The sequence below is a fragment of the Pseudohalocynthiibacter sp. F2068 genome (assembly GCF_023015645.1).
Taxonomy (GTDB): Bacteria; Pseudomonadota; Alphaproteobacteria; order Rhodobacterales; family Rhodobacteraceae; genus Pseudohalocynthiibacter; species Pseudohalocynthiibacter aestuariivivens.
In genome coordinates this window covers 139,037-155,927 of the sequence record NZ_JALKAK010000005.1, presented here as the reverse complement: position 1 = coordinate 155,927, position 16,891 = coordinate 139,037, and the positions used below count along the sequence as shown (strand labels likewise).

The following is a 16,891-nucleotide window of genomic DNA, read 5'->3' as shown; positions in this document are numbered from 1 at the left end:
TTTAATAAGGTTTACATCGCAGATGCGGCCTGTAGCGCTGCCGTATTCACCGTTGCGTCATAAGAGTCGAGGGCTGAATCGATTGAACCTGCACCTACAAAGACGTCTGCGACGCCTTTCATGAAGATCTGGCTACCGCCACCGAGCCATTTATCGCTCAGCTGGTCTTCGACGCTTGGGAAAGTGAAAGTAGCGATCGTCGCGCGGGTATCTTCCAGTTCCATACCAGCGTCCTTAGCGATAACCGGCAACATTTCTTCAACGCCTTCGCCAGAATTCCAGCGCTCGTTCATCTCTGCGGTGACAGCGAGGAACTTCGCAAGCAGTTCACCTTCTTCCGCAACAAAGTTTGCTGGTGCGGTTGTCACGTCAAACACCAGAATGCCGAGTTCTTCCTTTTCGGCTCCTGTCAGCAGCACGTTGCCGTTTTCTTTCATTCGACGCAGTGCGCCACCCCAACCGCAGGCCATATCGATAGAACCTTGCGACAATGCAGCGGCACTTTCAGCAGGCGCCATGTCGACAACTTCCAACGACGCCACATCAACGCCAAAGTGGTTCATCTGAGACAAGAAGCCATAGTGCGCAGCAGTACCAAGAGGTACAGCAACTTTCTTGCCGGCAAGCTCGGACGCACTGGATGCGTCGATCTCAAGGCTCGATGCCACAACGCAATTGTCGTTGTCAGAATAGGACACGGCCACGTCAACGATCTGGATGTCCTGACCAGCAGATACCGCAACTACGAAGGGCGGAACGCCCTGGCTGACAGAGATATCCACGTCGCCCGACGCCATCGCCGCGCTCATTGCAGTTCCGGTGTCAAACGCTACCCAGTTTACCTTGACGCCCATTGCTTCATCATAAAGGCCATTCACTTTCGCAAACTGAAAAGGCATCGGCCATTCCAGGAAGTAGGCGACAGTAATTTCGTCGGCAGCATATGCTGCCTGAGCACCCGTCAACATAGCTACACCAGCAACTGCACTCATAAATTTGGTTTTAAGTTTCATTCTTTTCTCCCGGTTATTTTACCGCTTCAGCGGTTTGATTTTATCGATTTGGAACAGCAAAACTTTTTTGTTTTGTCTTGATTTTGACCAAAGCATTACACAGCGAACCACAGAACCCGATTCCAAAATAGCCCCGAATTTCGATTGCGATTCTCTTGCTCCTTCCATTCTGAGACGTTTCTGCCAAGCCTTTCACAGAAATTTTGCAGACAAAAATTCTGCTCTAAGTCTAAGCAATTTCAAAATTTTTCAAGTTTTTTTGTTCGCGACCTCCACTCAGGAAACCGCTCTTGCGTCTCCTGCTATTGAACATGAATAATGCCTCATCGTAAAGTCCAGTATCTCCAGTTTACATTGCGCGATAAGACCAGTTAAAGAACACAACATGGCAATATCTGAAGAAACATTTTTCCTCGAGAACCGATTCGAGGGCACTCTCCAAAGCCAGATTCAACAAATGGTGGCAGAGGGAATTCTGTCTGGACGCTTTCGACCCGGTGAAAAAATGCCCTCTTCGCGGAAGCTGGCCAAACATCTCGGTGTGTCGCGGCTGACCGTGACGCTTGCATATAACGAGCTCATATCTGACGACTACCTGACGTCGCATGGCCGCTCTGGTTACTTCATATCCCAAAGTGCGCCTCCACCACCGGAGTTTTCAGCTGGTCATTCCCGAGACAGCGTTGACTGGTCGCGCGCAATTGGACGGCGGTTTTCCGGCGCTCGATTGGTTGAGAAACCGGTTGACTGGGAGGCGTTCCCTTATCCCTTTGTCTATGGGCAAGCGGACCCAACGCTGTTTGATCAGCAAAACTGGCGCCTTTGTGCGCTTCAGGCACTCGGCCGCAAGGACTTTTCAAGCCTGACGGCAGACTATGCCGAAAGGGATGACCCGAAGCTGGTTGAGTTTATCGCGCGTCACACGCTCCCGCGGCGCGGAATATTAGCACGCCCAGAAGAAATCCTGATCACTATAGGGGCGCAAAACGCCCTCTGGCTTGCTGCACAGATACTCCTGACGCAACGACGTACCGCAGCTTATGAAAACCCCTGCTATCCGGGTTTGCGAGAAATTTTAACTCAGGCGCGGTGTCATCTGGCCCCTATCCCAGTTGACGATGATGGTCTTCCACCCGACCTGCTGCCAGACGAAACGGACGTCGTCTTTACGACTCCAAGCCATCAGTGCCCAACCTCGACAACAATGTCGCTTAAACGCAGGCAGACATTGCTGGAACGCGCACGTGAACGGGATTTTCTGGTCGTTGAAGACGACTATGAGTTTGAAATGTCGTTCCTGACCAAAGCATCACCAGCGCTTAAGTCTCTGGATGAAGATGGTCGCGTTATCTATGTAGGCTCTTTTTCCAAATCCCTTTTTCCGGGACTGAGGTTGGGGTATCTGGTCGGTTCTGCACCGTTTATTCAGGAAGCCCGCGCGCTCCGATCCTCGGTCCTGCGCCATATACCCGGTCACACGCAGCGTACCACCGCCTATTTTCTGTCGCATGGACACTATGATGCTCTCGTGCGCCGTATTCGAAATGCGCTTCATGAACGGCGTGAATTGATGGACCAGGAAATCCGCAAGCATGGCCTTTCCATCGCTGGGCGTGCCAGCTTTGGCGGGTCTTCGTTCTGGATGTCGACCGGGCCTGGCATTGACGTCGACGATCTGACAACCCGCCTCAAGGCACGGGGCGTCTTAATTGAACCCGGAACACCGTTTTTTGAAACGGCCGATGAAGGACGAGAATACTTTCGTCTTGCCTATTCTTCGATACCACTTGCTAAGATTCCCAAGGGCATCGCCATTCTTGCTGAAGAAATGGGCCGCTAAGGGAGCCCGCAAAGACTGTACAAGACCGAGTGCTGCAAATTCAACGTTGACAAAAACTTCCGTTAATGAGACCTTAAGTCTCATTAACGGAAATGCTGGCTATAGAGTGCACCCAAAACTGGACCTACATGAAGGCAAAGCTAAGCAGTAGCCTACGCGCTGAAATCATATAAATTGGCCCAGCCCGCCACGTCGAGGAGACACCGCATGAAAATGACAACTGAAGAAGCCTTTGTAAAAACCCTCCAGATGCATGGGATCGAACATGCCTTCGGTATCATCGGCTCGGCAATGATGCCGATTTCCGATATCTTTGGCAAAGCCGGTATCACCTTCTGGGATTGTGCACATGAAGGCTCCGGCGGCATGATGGCGGACGGATACACCCGTGCCACCGGCAAGATGTCAATGATGATCGCTCAGAACGGACCGGGCATCACCAACTTTGTGACCGCCGTAAAAACCGCTTACTGGAACCACACTCCCGTACTGCTCGTGACACCACAAGCCGCGAACAAGACTATGGGTCAAGGTGGCTTTCAGGAAGTCGAGCAAATGGCCGCGTTCGAAGACATGGTATGCTATCAGGAAGAAGTCCGCGACCCTACCCGTATGGCCGAGGTTCTGAACCGCGTTATTCTGAACGCCAAACGCTACAGCGCCCCGGCACAGATCAACGTGCCACGCGACTACTTCACGCAGGTCGTTGACATCGAACTGCCTCAGATCGTCGAATTCGAAACCCCGGCCGGCGGTGAAGCCGCACTGGATCAGGCCGCTGAATTGCTGTCAAATGCCAAGTTCCCTGTAATCCTGAACGGCGCCGGCGTTATTCTTGCCGACGCAATTCCGGCGTCCGCCGCTCTGGCTGAAAGACTTGATGCACCCGTCTGCTGTGGTTACCAGCACAATGATGCCTTCCCGGGCTCTCACCCGTTGCATGCGGGTCCTCTTGGCTACAATGGCTCGAAAGCAGGTATGCAGCTGATCAATCAGGCTGATGTTGTTTTGTGCCTTGGCACGCGCCTCAACCCATTCTCAACACTGCCGGGCTATGGAATCGACTACTGGCCCACAAACGCTAAAATCATTCAGGTTGACGTCAAGCCAGAGCGTATCGGCCTGACCAAGCCAGTTGCCGTTGGCATCGTGGGCGACGCCAAAAAGGTTGCGGCAACACTGCTGGAAAAACTGTCAGATACTGCAGGCGATGCAGGGCGTGACGCGCGTAAAGCGAAAATCGCCACAACTAAATCGGCTTGGGCGCAGGAACTCAGCTCGATGGATCACGAGCAGGACGATCCCGGCACCACATGGAACGAGCGCGCACGTGCTGCCAAGCCCGACTGGCTCAGCCCACGTCGTGCATGGCGAGCGATTCAGGCCGCGCTACCAAAAGACGCGATCATCTCTTCCGATATCGGCAACAACTGCGCTATCGGTAACGCCTACCCGTCGTTTGAAGAAGGCCGTAAATACCTCGCACCAGGTCTATTTGGCCCATGCGGCTATGGCCTGCCGGCGGTTGTTGGTGCGAAAATCGGCTGCCCCGATGTTCCCGTTGTCGGCTTCTCCGGTGACGGTGCTTTCGGCATCGCAGTAACCGAGCTGACCGCGATCGGCCGCAAAGAATGGCCTGCCGTGACCCAGATCGTGTTCCGCAACTACCAGTGGGGAGCCGAAAAACGTAATTCGACACTGTGGTTTGATGACAACTTCGTCGGCACCGAACTGGACACTCAGGTGTCTTATGCCGGCATCGCCAAGGCCTGCGGCCTGAAAGGTGTTGTCGCGCGTACGATGGACGAACTGACCGATGCTCTGGACCAAGCGATCAAGGATCAGAAAAACGGTATCACCACACTGATCGAAGCCATGATAAATCAGGAACTGGGCGAACCGTTCCGTCGCGACGCAATGAAAAACCCGGTTGAAGTTGCCGGTATCAGCGCAGACGATATGCGTCCGCAGTCTTAATTGTTCTAAAAACCTCCTTATCGGCCCCCGGAACTTGTTTTTCGGGGGCCGGTACTCCCGGCGGCATCGCCGCCTGACCGTGAAATTTACCGATGACCTCGCCATTCCTCACTTCGCGCGAACCGACCTGCCCAGCAGATCTGATAGAGCGTGCCGCCGCCTTACCCTCTCCGCGTGTCGTGATTGCCCGCGCCGGATCCCCATTGCCAATGCAAGCCGCGTTTGAGGCGACCAAAGCGGGTCTTATGACCCCGATTTTCACAGGTGAAGCTGCCGATATTTCGCGCGAAGCAGCCGCATTGAACTGGGATATTTCCCAATACCAACTGATCCAAACAAAAGGCGAGGAAGAAGCTGGCCAAGCTGCTGCCGCACTATGTGGCAATAGACAGGCTGATGTCTTGATGAAAGGCCAGCTTCACACTGACGTTTTCATGAAATCGGCCCTCAACCGCGATGCGGGTCTGCGTACAGGTCGCCGCCTTGTTCATATTTTCCATGTCACGCATCCAGATGGTGGACGCCCGCTTTTGATTTCTGACGCCGCGGTCAACGTGGCGCCAAACCTTGAAACCCGGCAAGACGCGATCCGCGCGGTTACAACCCTGCTTCAGCAACTTGGCACCGCGCGCCCAAAAATAGCGATACTCTCGGCAACTGAATCCCCGATCCCCTCTGTCCCGAGCGCGGTAGAAGGCCGTGAACTTTCTGAATGGGCGGCGCAAAACGTGCCTGATGCCGATGTATCCGGACCATTGGCGCTTGATTTGATCCTGTCACCAGACTCCGTCGCCGTAAAAGGACTGACCGATGATCCTGTCGCAGGTCAGGCCGACGCTGTCATTGTGCCGGACATTGTTTCGGGTAACACGCTGTTCAAGGCACTTGTGTATCTGTCTGGTGGATGCGCAGCCGGTCTGGTGCTTGGCGCAAAGGTGCCGCTGCTGCTGACCAGCCGTGCTGATCCGCCCGCTGCGCGCCTTGCATCCGTAGCGCTTGCCGCAATCCATTGCGCTGGGATAACCCCCGAATGAATGCTTTGGTCGAAATCACCGGGCTGCCAATGCTGCATCTTGTCCTTTTGGGCCTGATCACATTTGTCGCCGGTGTTGTACGTGGCTTTTCAGGGTTTGCTTTGTCAGCCGTGGTGATGGCGACGGCGCTGTTTATCCTGCCCCCTGTCAAGCTTATCCCGATACTTTGGTTTCTCGAGTTTTCTGCTAATATTCTTATGGTTCGAAACGGGATTAAAGAAGCAAATATGACCGTGGTCATGGGGCTTGTCATTGGATCAATCCTTGGTTACCCGATCGGCCTTTCGCTGACTCACAGCCTGCCGGTTGAAACATCAAAACTGGTTGCGCTATGCATCGTTCTTACGCTCGCCTTTACGCAAATATTGCGCGTTCGCCTGGCCTTCCTTGCAACATTGCCTGGTCTTTACGGTGCTGGCCTGATTTCAGGTGTCGTCAGTGGCCTTGCCTCTGTCGGGGGAATGGTTGTCGCGCTTTATGTTTTGGCAAGCACGGCGCCCGCACGCGAAATGCGGGCCTCTTTGGTGATGTATCTGACCGTCTCGCTTATCAGCAGCCTCGTTTTTCTTATCTCCTACGGCATGATGGACCGCGCCACCATTGCCCTTGGTCTTTTATTCAGTCTTCCAACCATGCTGGGAGTCGCTGTTGGAAAACAGATGTTTTCACCCAGACTTGAACCCTATTACCGCCCTTTTTGCCTAAGCCTGTTGATGGTATTAGCAGGAACGGGAATCCTAAGATTGGCGACTTAAAAGAACATGCGTTTCGTAAAGTCCAAAACAACCAGAATAATAGTCGCGCAAACGACAGAATTCAGCTTAAGTGTCTCAAGCATTTACACAGCAGGGAAGCCATATGTCCTTTAATCAGCCAGCCCTGGAGACCTCCCCAAAGGTTTCTGACGAAATCCGCAAGACGACATGTTACATGTGTGCCTGTCGCTGTGGGATTAATGTGCATCTTAAGGACGGCAAGGTCGCCTATATCGAAGGCAATCGTGATCACCCTGTGAACAAGGGTGTGCTTTGTGCCAAAGGGTCTGCGGGCATTATGCAGGTCAATGCACCCTCGCGCCTGCGCGCACCCCTAAAGCGGGTTGGCCCGCGCGGTTCTGGCGAATTCGAAGAAATCAGTTGGGAAGAGGCGCTGAGCCTCGCGACAAGCTGGCTGCAGCCGATCCGCCATGAAGCCCCGGAAAAGCTCGCCTTTTTTACCGGGCGCGATCAGTCGCAATCTTTCACATCCTTCTGGGCGCAGGGGTTTGGCACCCCAAACTACGCGGCACACGGTGGGTTCTGCTCGGTCAATATGGCCGCAGCGGGAATCTACACGATGGGTGGTGCGTTTTGGGAGTTCGGTCAGCCTGACTGGGATCACACAAAACTGTTCATGCTGTTTGGTGTTGCCGAAGACCATGATTCAAACCCGATCAAAATGGGCCTTGGTAAAATCAAGGCCAATGGTGCCAAGGTCATCGGCGTGAACCCGATCCGGTCCGGCTATAACGCGATTGCTGATGAATGGGTCGGCATCACACCCGGCACCGATGGTCTGTTCATTCTGTCGCTCATACATGAATTGATAAAGGCGGGTAAGATCGACCTCGACTACCTGTCGCGTTACACCAATGCCCCGGTTCTGATTGATGCTGAAACCGGGCTTCTGATGCGGGATAAAAACGGCAAGCAACTTGTCGTTGATCGTAAAACCCGCAAACTGGCGCCCTTTGACAAGCGCGGCGTTCGCCCTGACCTTGCAGCCACGCACGAAGGCAACCGCACGGTTTTCCAACTGATGGCCGAGCGTTATCTGGACGAACAATATGCACCAGAAGCCGTTGCCGAACGTTGCGGCATCCCTGCTGGGCGCATTCGCAAAATCGCGGCTGAAATTGCCCGTGTCGCCTTTGACGAGGCCATTGTGCTTGAGCGGCCGTGGACAGATTTTCGCGGTGAGAAACACGCTCAGATGACGGGTCGGCCAGTCTCTTTCCATTCTATGCGCGGAGTGTCAGCGCATTCCAACGGGTTCCAGACCTGTCGCGCGCTGCACGTGCTGCAAATCATTCTTGGTACGGTCGAGGTGCCCGGCGGCTTCCGCTTCAAACCGCCCTATCCAAAACCGGTGGAGGCGCACCCGACTCCGCATTGCCATTCAAAACCCGACTGCCCGCTTGATGGGCCGCACCTTGGATTTGTGCATGGGCCTGAGCATCTTGCTCTTAAAGAAGACGGCACAGCGGCGCGCATTGACAAGGCGTTCACCTGGGAAAATCCGATGTCGTCACATGGCCTGATGCATATGGTGATCTCTAACGCCCATGCAGGGGACCCATACAAGATCGACACGCTGTTCATGTATATGGCGAATATGTCTTGGAATTCATCGATGAACACCGGCGGTGTCATGCAGATGCTGACGGACACGGATGAAAACGGTGACTACGTTATTCCGCACATCATCTATTCGGACGCTTACAGTTCAGAAATGGTGGCCTATGCTGATCTCATTCTGCCGGACACCACCTATCTTGAACGGCATGATTGTATCTCGCTGCTTGACCGCCCGATCTGCGAGGCGGACGGTGCGGCAGATGCGATCCGCTGGCCGCTGATAGAACCTGACCGCGATGTACGCGGCTTCCAATCTGTTCTGGTCGACCTTGCAAACCGCATGAAACTTCCCGGCTTTGTAAACGAAGATGGCTCTGCCAAATACAAAGATTACGCCGATTATATCGTGAACCACGAACGCCGCCCGGGCATTGGCCCGCTTGCAGGTTTCCGCGGGGACGGGTCTGAGTCAGGCCGGGGTGCCGTAAACCCCGATCAGCTTGATCGCTACATTGAAAACGGTGGCTTTTTTGTCGAGCATATCCCAACAGAGGCAAGTTACTATAAACCGTGGAACACAGCCTATCAGGACTGGGCGGTTGGCATGGGTATCTATGATGCGCCCCAGCCTTACCTGTTCCAGCTTTATGTCGAGCCGATGCGCAAATTCCAGCGCGCCGCCGAAGGGCATGGCGAGCGCCAGCCGCCAGAGCATCTACGCAAACGCATCATCGACACGATGGACCCGCTGCCAATCTGGTATGCACCGTTTGAAGACAGCAATGTTGATACGGAAAAATTCCCGATCCACGCGCTGACCCAGCGCCCGATGGCGATGTATCATTCGTGGGGAACGCAGAATGCATGGCTGCGTCAGATTCACGGTGTGAACCCGCTTTATGTACCAACAAAGATTTGGGAAGAGCATGGCTTTGCCGACGGTGACTGGGCGCGTGTCACCTCGGCCCATGGTGAAATTACGGTTCCGGTCGCACTTATGGCTGCACTGAACGAAAAAACAATCTGGACGTGGAACGCGATTGGCAAGCGCAAAGGCACCTGGGCCCTGGATGAGAACGCACCAGAGGCCACCAAAGGCTTCCTGCTCAACCATTTGATTCACGAGCTTCAACCCCCCAAAGGCGATGGAATGCGCTGGTCAAATTCCGATCCGATCACAGGTCAGGCCGCTTGGTTTGATCTCAGGGTGAAGATTGAAAAGGCCATTGCCCCAAGTGAATCACAGCCCGTCTTCGACCCGATCAAATCACCGGTCGGGAAAGGTGCAAAAAATCTGACGTGGAAGGTGGGGAAATGAGTTTGAATTCTTACAAGTTCCACTGCTCAGCACCTTTAAAGTTTTGCAAAACCCCCGGTTTCAAAACATTGAAAACTTTAAATTCGGAGGGTCGTCATGACTGATCTGCCGACCCACACCGAAAAAAAGCTTGGCCTTGTCATCGACCTTGATACCTGTGTCGGCTGCCATGCCTGTGTTGTTTCCTGCAAGGGCTGGAACACCGAAAACTACGGTGCGCCGCTGTCTGATATGGATGCCTACGGTGCCGAGCCTGTGGGAACCTTCCTGAACCGGGTTCATTCCTACGAAGTTCAGCCAGAGCAAGGGTTTGCGCAAACTGTGCATTTCCCGAAATCCTGTCTGCATTGCGAAGATGCGCCCTGCGTCACGGTCTGCCCCACCGGGGCGAGCTACAAGCGTTTGGAAGATGGTATCGTACTGGTAAACGAAAGCGATTGTATTGGCTGTGGTCTGTGCGCCTGGGCCTGCCCCTACGGCGCGCGTGAACTGGACCAGGTGGAAGGGGTGATGAAAAAATGCACCCTTTGCGTGGATCGTATATATAACAATAACTTACCCGAAGAAGACCGGGTTCCCGCATGCGTCAGAACCTGCCCTTCGGGCGCGAGACACTTTGGCGATCTGGGTGATCCTGACAGCGAGGTCAGCCAGTTGGTTGAAGCCCGTGGCGGCATGGATCTGATGCCCGAACAGGGAACCAAGCCCGTCAACAAGTACCTGCCACCCCGCCCAAAGGATACATGGGAAGAGGTCGACATCCTCGCACCTCTCCTCACCCCCGTTGCAGCAGAGCCCAAAGGTTTCCTTGGTTGGCTCGATAAAGCGCTGGAGAAACTCTGATGCATCCCGCTCCCTCCGTTATTCTGTTCACCGTTCTTTCCGGCCTTGGCTTTGGTCTGCTTACCTTTTTGGGCCTTGGCGTCCCTGACATAAGCGGTTGGGTGGCTTTTGTTTTCTTCCTGATCGCCTTTGCCTTGGCGGTCGGGGGCTTGCTTGCGTCCACATTCCACCTTGGCAACCCACAACGCGCGATGAAGGCCTTTACGCAGTGGCGCACAAGCTGGCTTTCGCGCGAAGGGTGGCTCGCGGTTGGTGCGCTTGTTGTTATGGGAGTTTACGCTTTTTGTGTGATCTTTTTGGATCAAAAGATAGAACCACTCGGCTGGGTTGGCGCCGCGCTTTCTGTTGCAACTGTCTATGCGACGTCCATGATTTATGGGCAATTGAAAACCATTCCTCGGTGGAACAACCCTCTGACATCGCTTTACTTTCTGTCGACCTCAATTGCAGGTGGCGCGCTTCTCGCCGGGCAAGCCAGACTTGCTGCCTTGTTACTGGCGCTTGTCGGGGCAGTGCAGGTCATCACCTGGATCAAGGGTGACACGCGCTTTGGCGAACGTGGCCATAGCATCGAAACCGCGACCGGCTTGGGGTCCATCGGCAAAGTCAGGCTATTTGAAGCCCCGCACAGCGGCCCAAACTACCTGCTGAAAGAGTTCGTGTTCGTTGTTGGCCGCAAACACGCATTGAAACTGCGCATTATTGCATTGGTGTTCATGTCGATCTTACCTGTGCTCCTGCTGCTTCTGCCTGTCGGTCATGCCATTGCAGCGGTTGCTGTGCTGTCTCATCTGTTTGGCACATTGGTATCGCGTTGGCTGTTTTTTGCAGAAGCTGAACATGTGGTCGGCCTCTACTATGGTAAAAGATAGAGGCACACTACGCTTTGCGCCGCCCCAAAGACGTGGCGAAAAACGCAGCCGCTGCCGCCACGATGCTTGGACCGGCAGGGGTATCGAGCCACAATGACATTCCCAGCCCAGCAAGGGCTGACGCCGCACCAAAGATAATTGCCCCGATTGCCATATGTTCCGGCGTGCGTGCGAAACCGCGGGCCGCTGCAGCCGGGATAATAAGCAATGCCGCAATTAGCAGTGCACCAACAACCTTGATCGCGACAGCCACAACCAGTGCCAAGGCCAGCGTTAGAACAAGTTCTTCACGCCGCGGATTGATCCCAGAGGCCTGCGCCAAATCCCGGTTCAGCGTTGCCGTTAGCAATGCTGACCAACGCCAGTAAAGCAGGCCGGTCACGACCAGTGCACCACTCCAGATCACTAGTAGGTCCAGACGCGAAACCGCCAGTATATCGCCAAACAGATAAGCAGACAGATCCACGCGCGCACCCTGGATGAAGCTGATTGCGACCAGACCCAGCGCCAAAGCCGAATGCGCAAGCACCCCAAGTGCTGTGTCCATCGAATGGCCCTTGTGCGATAGCATATTGACGAGCAAAGCCATTCCAAGCGCAGCTACAAGCGTTCCCAGAAAAACAGAACTTGAAAACCCAAGCGCCAAGGCCACGCCCAGAATTGCAGCATGCGATGTTGCATCGCCAAAATAGGCCATACGACGCCAGACAACAAAACTGCCAAGCGGACCCGCGGCTAAAGCAACACCCACACCTGCAAGCGCTGCACGCGCGAAAAAATCATCAAGCATTGGCGTGATCCTCATGGGCATGGGCATGGTCATGGTGATCGCAATCACCGTCGTGCACATGGTCATGTGCGTGCTGATAAAGCGCGAGCGCACCTTGCGTTCCAAGCCCGAACAATGCGCGGTATTCTGGGGTTTCCGACACGACCGTGGGCGCCCCTTCACAACAAATGTGGCCGTTCAGACAGATGACCCTGTCAGACGCGCTCATAACAACGTGAAGGTCATGACTGACCAGCAAAACAGCACAACCCGTTTCATTGCGGACATCTTCAATCAATCTGTAAAATGCAGCAACACCGGGTTGGTCCAACCCCTGGGTAGGTTCATCCAGAATAAGAATATCCGGTTTCGCCAAAAGCGCGCGTGCAAGCAGTACCCGTTGAAACTGCCCACCTGAAAGATCAACCATCTGACGTGTTTCAAGTCCTTGAACGCCGACGCGTTCAAGGGCGTGCGATTGGTCCGCGACAAATTTTCTGTGAGGCAATGACAAGAACCGCGAAACTGTGATTGGCATGGATGTATCAACCGAAAGCCGTTGGGGCACATATCCCACAGATAGACCTGGTTTCGGTGTCACCGTCCCTTTGCTGGGGGTCAAAACACCAAGCAAGGTGCGCAGCAATGTAGATTTCCCAGAACCATTTGGCCCGACAATCGTAACGATTTCACCTGACTCAATCGAAAAATTCACGTGGCTTAATACGGGTGCTGCGTCATAGCATACAGTCACATCCTTGGCGGAAATCAGGCTCATTCTGCTTGCTCCTGACAGGTGGGGCAAAGACCAACAGCTTCCAAATTCATCCGATCGACCTGAAATCCAAAAGATTGCGCCGCTTTCTCCACCGCAATTTGAACGTCTGTTCCAGCTGTTTCAGCGACAACAGCACAAGACTTGCAAATAAAGAACACCGGCTTGTGCGCATGATCGGGATGCATACAGGCGGTAAAGGCATTCAGGCGACGAATACGGTGTGCAAACCCATGTTCCACTAAAAACTCAAGCGCGCGGTAAGCGACGGGTGGCTGGTTGCCGAAACCATCTTCTGCCAGACGCTCAAGCACATCATAAGCTCCTAGGGCCTGGTGGGCCTCTAGCAATATCTCAAGCGTGCGACGGCGGACAGGCGTCAGACGCAAAGCTTTATCCACAGCCAGATGGTCTGCGTGGGCCAACGCCGCCTTCGTGCAGACCGCATGATCGTGCGAACAAAACGCTAATGCTCCTGCTGGGTTTTCGGGCATTTTTTTGGATTCCAGACTTGTTATAGTATCACATGTTATATTATACACTTTTCCAGTAATCAACAAGGACAACACAATGCGACTTCCGGCCGTAATCGGGTTTCTCACGCTTGCATCTTCCGCGATAGCAGAGGTGCCTAATGTCGTCACTGACATAGCGCCTGTTCATTCGCTTGTGTCACAGGTGATGGGTAAACTTGGCGAACCAGTCTTGCTGCTTGATCAGGGTTCAGATCCGCACCATTTTCAGATGCGGCCTTCTCAGGCGCGCGCCCTGGCGAATGCGGACCTGATATTTTGGATAGGTGACGAACTGACTCCCTGGCTGGACCGTGCGATCGAAGGCGGAGCATCACACGACCACGCCATTGCCCTTCTGGAAGCCCCGGAAACTCGGGTTCGACAATTTAATGAGGGTCACAGCGAAGGGACCGATCATGATCACCACGGACACGATCCACATGCGTGGCTTGATACGCAAAATGCAGCGCTCTGGCTTGGCATAATTGCCCAGAAACTTTCTGCCGCTGATCCGGGAAATGCGGAAACCTATGCGGTCAACGCCGGTATCGCGCGGGCAGAAACAGACGATATCACGTCCTATCTCCACTCAACTCTGGCACCCGCGAAAGAGTTGCCGATCATCGTACTTCACGACGCTTATGGTTACTTCGCGGATCAATTTGATCTCACTGTTGTAGGTGCCGTTCGCGAAGGAGATGCCACCGCCCCCGGTGCTGCGCACCTGAATGCGTTGCAAACGTTGATTGACTCGGGTTCAGTTGCCTGTGTTTTCAGGGAACCCCAACATAGCGCAGCGATGCTGGAAGCAATCGTAGCAGACAATCAGATACACATCGGAACGCTGGATCCCTCTGGAGCGATGATTGAACCCGGCCCCGGGTTTTACAATGCACTTATGACCGGACTCGCTGACGCGATTTCGCGCTGTGCAATTGAAGACTGAAAAGTTTACTTCCAGTCGAAAAACCCATTTGGCGCTGCAGATTTTAGGTATTTTCCCAAAGTTTTCCCTAGTGCCTTGGCGTCTTCGACCGGCGCACTGCTCACCTCTGCCAAGCGGTCGGCACCGTCAACACGCAGAATTTCACCGCGCAGGGTAATGATTCCGCCGCCTATCTCAGCCAATCCTGCAATGGGTGTTTCGCACGAACCGTCAAGCGCCGCCAAAAAGGCACGCTCAGCCAGCAACCGCTGGCCAGTGGCCTGATCGTGAATCGCAGACAGCATTTCGGCGGCGCGAGTGTCCTTAGCGCGGCGTTCAATACCAATAGCCCCCTGCGCGACTGCCGGTAGCATTTCTTCTGTTGCGATCGGGGTTGCCGGGACATCGGTCATACCAAGCCGTTTCAAACCAGCCATTGCCAGAAAAGTAGCGACAGCTACGTTTTCCTCCAGTTTACGCAACCGGGTCTGCACATTTCCGCGAAATTCCACAACATTCAGGTCCGGACGCGCATTCAGCAACTGCGCACGCCGACGCAGACTGGACGTTCCAACCGTTGCGCCAGCCTCCAGATCAACCAGGCTGCTGCCATGCGGTGAGATAAACGCATCCCGAACATCTTCACGCGGCAGATACGTATCCAGCAAAAGCCCCTTCGGCTGCGCGACAGGCATGTCCTTCATCGAATGAACAGCTATGTCGATCGCACCTGACAGCAAGTCTTCCTCGATCTCTTTGGTGAACAGCCCTTTGCCGCCAACTTCTTTCAGCGGCCGGTCCTGAATTCTGTCCCCTGTTGTCTTGATGACAACAATCTCAAATGCCACTTCTTCCAGGGCGAAAGCCTCTGCAAGACGTGCACGGGTTTCCCATGCCTGTGCCAATGCCAGGGGCGATCCTCGCGTGCCAATTTTCAGCGGTTCAGTCGGGGTGGGTAAAGTCAAAGCCATGACACCATCTAATCGCGTCAAAAGCGCGTGACAATACGGCTTGGACTTGACATCGCGTTGCTAGAACGACACCCAAGCGCCAGAAGCAGTTAAAGATGCGTGATTTAGGGTAAAATAAATGGCGAAAGAAAAGACGATACTGCGCGCACTTGCGGGCGAAACCCAACCGGTGCCACCCGTGTGGATGATGCGGCAAGCAGGGCGCTATCTGCCGGAGTACCGCGCAACGCGCGCCAAGGCCGGTGACTTCTTATCCCTTTGTTATAACCCTGAACTGGCCGCAGAGGTCACTTTGCAACCGATCCGCCGCTATGGTTTTGACGCTGCAATTTTGTTTGCGGATATTCTTTTGGTACCGCAAGCGTTAGGTGCAGACCTTTGGTTTGTCACAGGCGAAGGCCCGCGCTTGTCGACCATCACAACACCAGATGAAATGAACGCGCTGAAACCCGCCGATGCAATACATGATCATCTGGCCCCAATCTATGAAACTGTCCGTATTCTCAAGTCAGAGCTGCCAAAAGAAACCACTTTAATGGGATTCGCTGGCGCACCCTGGACCGTTGCAACCTATATGATCGCCGGGCGTGGCACGCCTGATCAGGGCCCAGCACACGCGCTGATGGCTGAAGATGTGGCAACATTCGAGGCCCTGCTTGAGCGGATTACAGAAGCGACGGTGGAATACCTTTCGATGCAAATTCAGGCTGGCGCAGAAGTTGTGAAGCTGTTCGACAGCTGGGCTGGTTCGTTAAAAGGCGACGCTTTCGACAAATACGCGCTCGCGCCCGCGCACCGCATCATTTCAGAGCTAAAGTCAAAACACCCCGATACGCCAATTATTGCTTTTCCGCGCGAGGCAGGTGAGCGGTATATTGGTTTTGCCAAGGCAACGGGTGCAGACTGTGTCGCACTCGACAATTCTGTCAGCCCGGAATGGGCCGCTGAAAATGTTCAGACCGATGGCTGCGTACAAGGGAATCTTGCTTCACGGCATATGGTGACCGGCGGCCAAGACCTGATTAATGAAACCAAACGCATCGTCGCTGCCTTTAAAAATGGACCGCATATTTTCAATCTGGGACACGGGATCACACCAGATGCTGACCCCAACAATGTGCATCTGATGTTAGAGGCTATCCGAGGATAGCTCACAGGCCTATTTTACGGTCATACAGGCACAGTCTGCGTCATTCGCAATCCTTTGTGATGTACTGCCAAGCAATAACCTAGATAGTCCTCCCAAACCGCGTCTTCCGGTAACGATCAAATCTGCGCCAACGCGTTCTGCAACATCAAGAACGTGATGGGCCGGATCCGCATTGCCAATCTCAATACTGACGGGCCTGCATCCATTTTCGGCTGCACGCGCTTCTGCCGCTTTGATCACTTCGCGGCCTGCGGCTTCAATCTCTTCCTGTGTGGGTTCTTTCACATAGACGCCAGCCCCAATCGCGATCGCGGTTGTGTCAACTTCGGGCGTATGGGCCAAATGCAGGTTTGAACTAAATTTTTTTGCGATTTCACACGCGATATCCAGCGCGTTATTCGCTTGTTCAGATCCGTCCACAGCGACAACAATATGTTGAAACATTGCCTGTCCTTTCCATTCACTGCAGTGAAACATGGCAGGTCCGGAATGTCACGCCATGACCTGCATCAATGGAAATTACTGCGTTCTCAGCAGAGATTCCGGTTTGCTA

15 protein-coding genes are annotated in these 16,891 nt (G+C 54.0%); 9 read left to right on the top strand and 6 right to left on the bottom strand.

Annotated elements, in window-relative coordinates; genetic code table 11:
* Positions 1 to 11: 11 nt before the first annotated feature.
* Positions 12 to 1,013 (bottom strand): ABC transporter substrate-binding protein, encoded by a 1,002-nt coding sequence (locus tag MWU63_RS08215; RefSeq protein WP_213889204.1) that lies wholly within the window; start codon positions 1,011 to 1,013, stop codon positions 12 to 14.
* A 385-nt stretch (positions 1,014 to 1,398) separates the two neighbouring features.
* Between MWU63_RS08215 and MWU63_RS08210 the strand changes: the two genes are divergently transcribed.
* The 7 genes from MWU63_RS08210 to MWU63_RS08180 all read left to right on the top strand — a co-directional run bounded on the left by MWU63_RS08210 (position 1,399) and on the right by MWU63_RS08180 (position 11,233).
* The gene (locus tag MWU63_RS08210; protein ID WP_213889205.1) at positions 1,399 to 2,853 is read left to right on the top strand and encodes a PLP-dependent aminotransferase family protein; all 1,455 of its coding nucleotides are present in this window, start codon (positions 1,399 to 1,401) and stop codon (positions 2,851 to 2,853) included.
* A 207-nt stretch (positions 2,854 to 3,060) separates the two neighbouring features.
* Positions 3,061 to 4,830, top strand: coding sequence for a sulfoacetaldehyde acetyltransferase (gene xsc / locus MWU63_RS08205; protein ID WP_213889207.1), 1,770 nt, complete (start codon positions 3,061 to 3,063; stop codon positions 4,828 to 4,830).
* 92 nt (positions 4,831 to 4,922) lie between these two features.
* Positions 4,923 to 5,864, top strand: a complete 942-nt coding sequence (locus MWU63_RS08200) for a phosphate acyltransferase (RefSeq protein ID WP_213889208.1) — start codon at positions 4,923 to 4,925, stop codon at positions 5,862 to 5,864.
* Positions 5,861 to 6,619 (top strand): sulfite exporter TauE/SafE family protein, encoded by a 759-nt coding sequence (locus MWU63_RS08195; RefSeq protein WP_213889212.1) that lies wholly within the window; start codon positions 5,861 to 5,863, stop codon positions 6,617 to 6,619. The genes MWU63_RS08200 and MWU63_RS08195 overlap by 4 nt, the downstream gene beginning before the upstream one ends.
* Before the next feature lie 103 nt (positions 6,620 to 6,722).
* Positions 6,723 to 9,518, top strand: coding sequence for a molybdopterin oxidoreductase family protein (locus MWU63_RS08190; protein WP_213889213.1), 2,796 nt, complete (start codon positions 6,723 to 6,725; stop codon positions 9,516 to 9,518).
* Positions 9,519 to 9,614: 96 nt separating this feature from the next.
* Positions 9,615 to 10,361: a 4Fe-4S dicluster domain-containing protein gene (locus MWU63_RS08185; RefSeq protein ID WP_213889214.1), complete on the top strand. Its 747-nt coding sequence runs from the start codon at positions 9,615 to 9,617 to the stop codon at positions 10,359 to 10,361.
* Positions 10,361 to 11,233, top strand: a complete 873-nt coding sequence (locus MWU63_RS08180; protein ID WP_213889215.1) for a DmsC/YnfH family molybdoenzyme membrane anchor subunit — start codon at positions 10,361 to 10,363, stop codon at positions 11,231 to 11,233. Before MWU63_RS08185 ends, MWU63_RS08180 begins: the two co-directional genes overlap by 1 nt.
* Positions 11,234 to 11,240: 7 nt before the next feature.
* On the opposite strand, the gene MWU63_RS08175 is transcribed toward MWU63_RS08180, so the two are convergent.
* Genes MWU63_RS08175 through MWU63_RS08165 form a run of 3 tightly spaced genes read right to left on the bottom strand, consistent with a single transcriptional unit; the run spans position 11,241 to position 13,271 of the window.
* Positions 11,241 to 12,023, bottom strand: a complete 783-nt coding sequence (locus MWU63_RS08175; RefSeq protein WP_213889217.1) for an iron chelate uptake ABC transporter family permease subunit — start codon at positions 12,021 to 12,023, stop codon at positions 11,241 to 11,243.
* Positions 12,016 to 12,780: a metal ABC transporter ATP-binding protein gene (locus MWU63_RS08170; protein ID WP_213889219.1), complete on the bottom strand. Its 765-nt coding sequence runs from the start codon at positions 12,778 to 12,780 to the stop codon at positions 12,016 to 12,018. Before MWU63_RS08170 ends, MWU63_RS08175 begins: the two co-directional genes overlap by 8 nt.
* Positions 12,777 to 13,271 (bottom strand): Fur family transcriptional regulator, encoded by a 495-nt coding sequence (locus MWU63_RS08165; RefSeq protein WP_213889220.1) that lies wholly within the window; start codon positions 13,269 to 13,271, stop codon positions 12,777 to 12,779. Before MWU63_RS08165 ends, MWU63_RS08170 begins: the two co-directional genes overlap by 4 nt.
* A 76-nt stretch (positions 13,272 to 13,347) precedes the next feature.
* On the opposite strand from MWU63_RS08165, the gene MWU63_RS08160 reads away from it, so the two are divergent.
* Complete coding sequence (locus tag MWU63_RS08160; RefSeq protein WP_247077518.1) at positions 13,348 to 14,238, top strand: zinc ABC transporter substrate-binding protein; 891 nt, start codon at positions 13,348 to 13,350, stop codon at positions 14,236 to 14,238.
* A gap of 5 nt (positions 14,239 to 14,243) precedes the next feature.
* Here the strand turns inward: MWU63_RS08160 and hemC are convergent, their stop codons facing one another.
* Positions 14,244 to 15,188: a hydroxymethylbilane synthase gene (gene hemC / locus MWU63_RS08155; RefSeq protein ID WP_213889223.1), complete on the bottom strand. Its 945-nt coding sequence runs from the start codon at positions 15,186 to 15,188 to the stop codon at positions 14,244 to 14,246.
* Between the two features lie 118 nt (positions 15,189 to 15,306).
* On the opposite strand from hemC, the gene hemE reads away from it, so the two are divergent.
* On the top strand, positions 15,307 to 16,338 hold the full coding sequence (gene hemE, locus MWU63_RS08150) for a uroporphyrinogen decarboxylase (protein ID WP_213889225.1): 1,032 nt from the start codon (positions 15,307 to 15,309) through the stop codon (positions 16,336 to 16,338).
* 9 nt (positions 16,339 to 16,347) lie between these two features.
* On the opposite strand, the gene MWU63_RS08145 is transcribed toward hemE, so the two are convergent.
* Complete coding sequence (locus MWU63_RS08145) at positions 16,348 to 16,782, bottom strand: universal stress protein (protein ID WP_247077516.1); 435 nt, start codon at positions 16,780 to 16,782, stop codon at positions 16,348 to 16,350.
* Between the last annotated feature and the right edge of the window lie 109 nt (positions 16,783 to 16,891).

What these genes read in the sequence shown, in the direction of transcription:
- MWU63_RS08190 (WP_213889213.1), top strand. Translation starts at nt 6,723, where the DNA reads ATGTCCTTTAATCAGCCAGCCCTGGAGACCTCCCCAAAGGTTTCTGAC.
- MWU63_RS08210 (WP_213889205.1), top strand. Translation starts at nt 1,399, where the DNA reads ATGGCAATATCTGAAGAAACATTTTTCCTCGAGAACCGATTCGAGGGC.
- MWU63_RS08185 (WP_213889214.1), top strand. Translation starts at nt 9,615, where the DNA reads ATGACTGATCTGCCGACCCACACCGAAAAAAAGCTTGGCCTTGTCATC.
- hemC (WP_213889223.1), bottom strand. Translation starts at nt 15,188, where the DNA reads ATGGCTTTGACTTTACCCACCCCGACTGAACCGCTGAAAATTGGCACG.
- hemE (WP_213889225.1), top strand. Translation starts at nt 15,307, where the DNA reads ATGGCGAAAGAAAAGACGATACTGCGCGCACTTGCGGGCGAAACCCAA.
- MWU63_RS08215 (WP_213889204.1), bottom strand. Translation starts at nt 1,013, where the DNA reads ATGAAACTTAAAACCAAATTTATGAGTGCAGTTGCTGGTGTAGCTATG.
- MWU63_RS08180 (WP_213889215.1), top strand. Translation starts at nt 10,361, where the DNA reads ATGCATCCCGCTCCCTCCGTTATTCTGTTCACCGTTCTTTCCGGCCTT.
- MWU63_RS08195 (WP_213889212.1), top strand. Translation starts at nt 5,861, where the DNA reads ATGAATGCTTTGGTCGAAATCACCGGGCTGCCAATGCTGCATCTTGTC.
- MWU63_RS08175 (WP_213889217.1), bottom strand. Translation starts at nt 12,023, where the DNA reads ATGCTTGATGATTTTTTCGCGCGTGCAGCGCTTGCAGGTGTGGGTGTT.
- MWU63_RS08170 (WP_213889219.1), bottom strand. Translation starts at nt 12,780, where the DNA reads ATGAGCCTGATTTCCGCCAAGGATGTGACTGTATGCTATGACGCAGCA.
- MWU63_RS08200 (WP_213889208.1), top strand. Translation starts at nt 4,923, where the DNA reads ATGACCTCGCCATTCCTCACTTCGCGCGAACCGACCTGCCCAGCAGAT.
- MWU63_RS08165 (WP_213889220.1), bottom strand. Translation starts at nt 13,271, where the DNA reads ATGCCCGAAAACCCAGCAGGAGCATTAGCGTTTTGTTCGCACGATCAT.
- xsc (WP_213889207.1), top strand. Translation starts at nt 3,061, where the DNA reads ATGAAAATGACAACTGAAGAAGCCTTTGTAAAAACCCTCCAGATGCAT.
- MWU63_RS08145 (WP_247077516.1), bottom strand. Translation starts at nt 16,782, where the DNA reads ATGTTTCAACATATTGTTGTCGCTGTGGACGGATCTGAACAAGCGAAT.
- MWU63_RS08160 (WP_247077518.1), top strand. Translation starts at nt 13,348, where the DNA reads ATGCGACTTCCGGCCGTAATCGGGTTTCTCACGCTTGCATCTTCCGCG.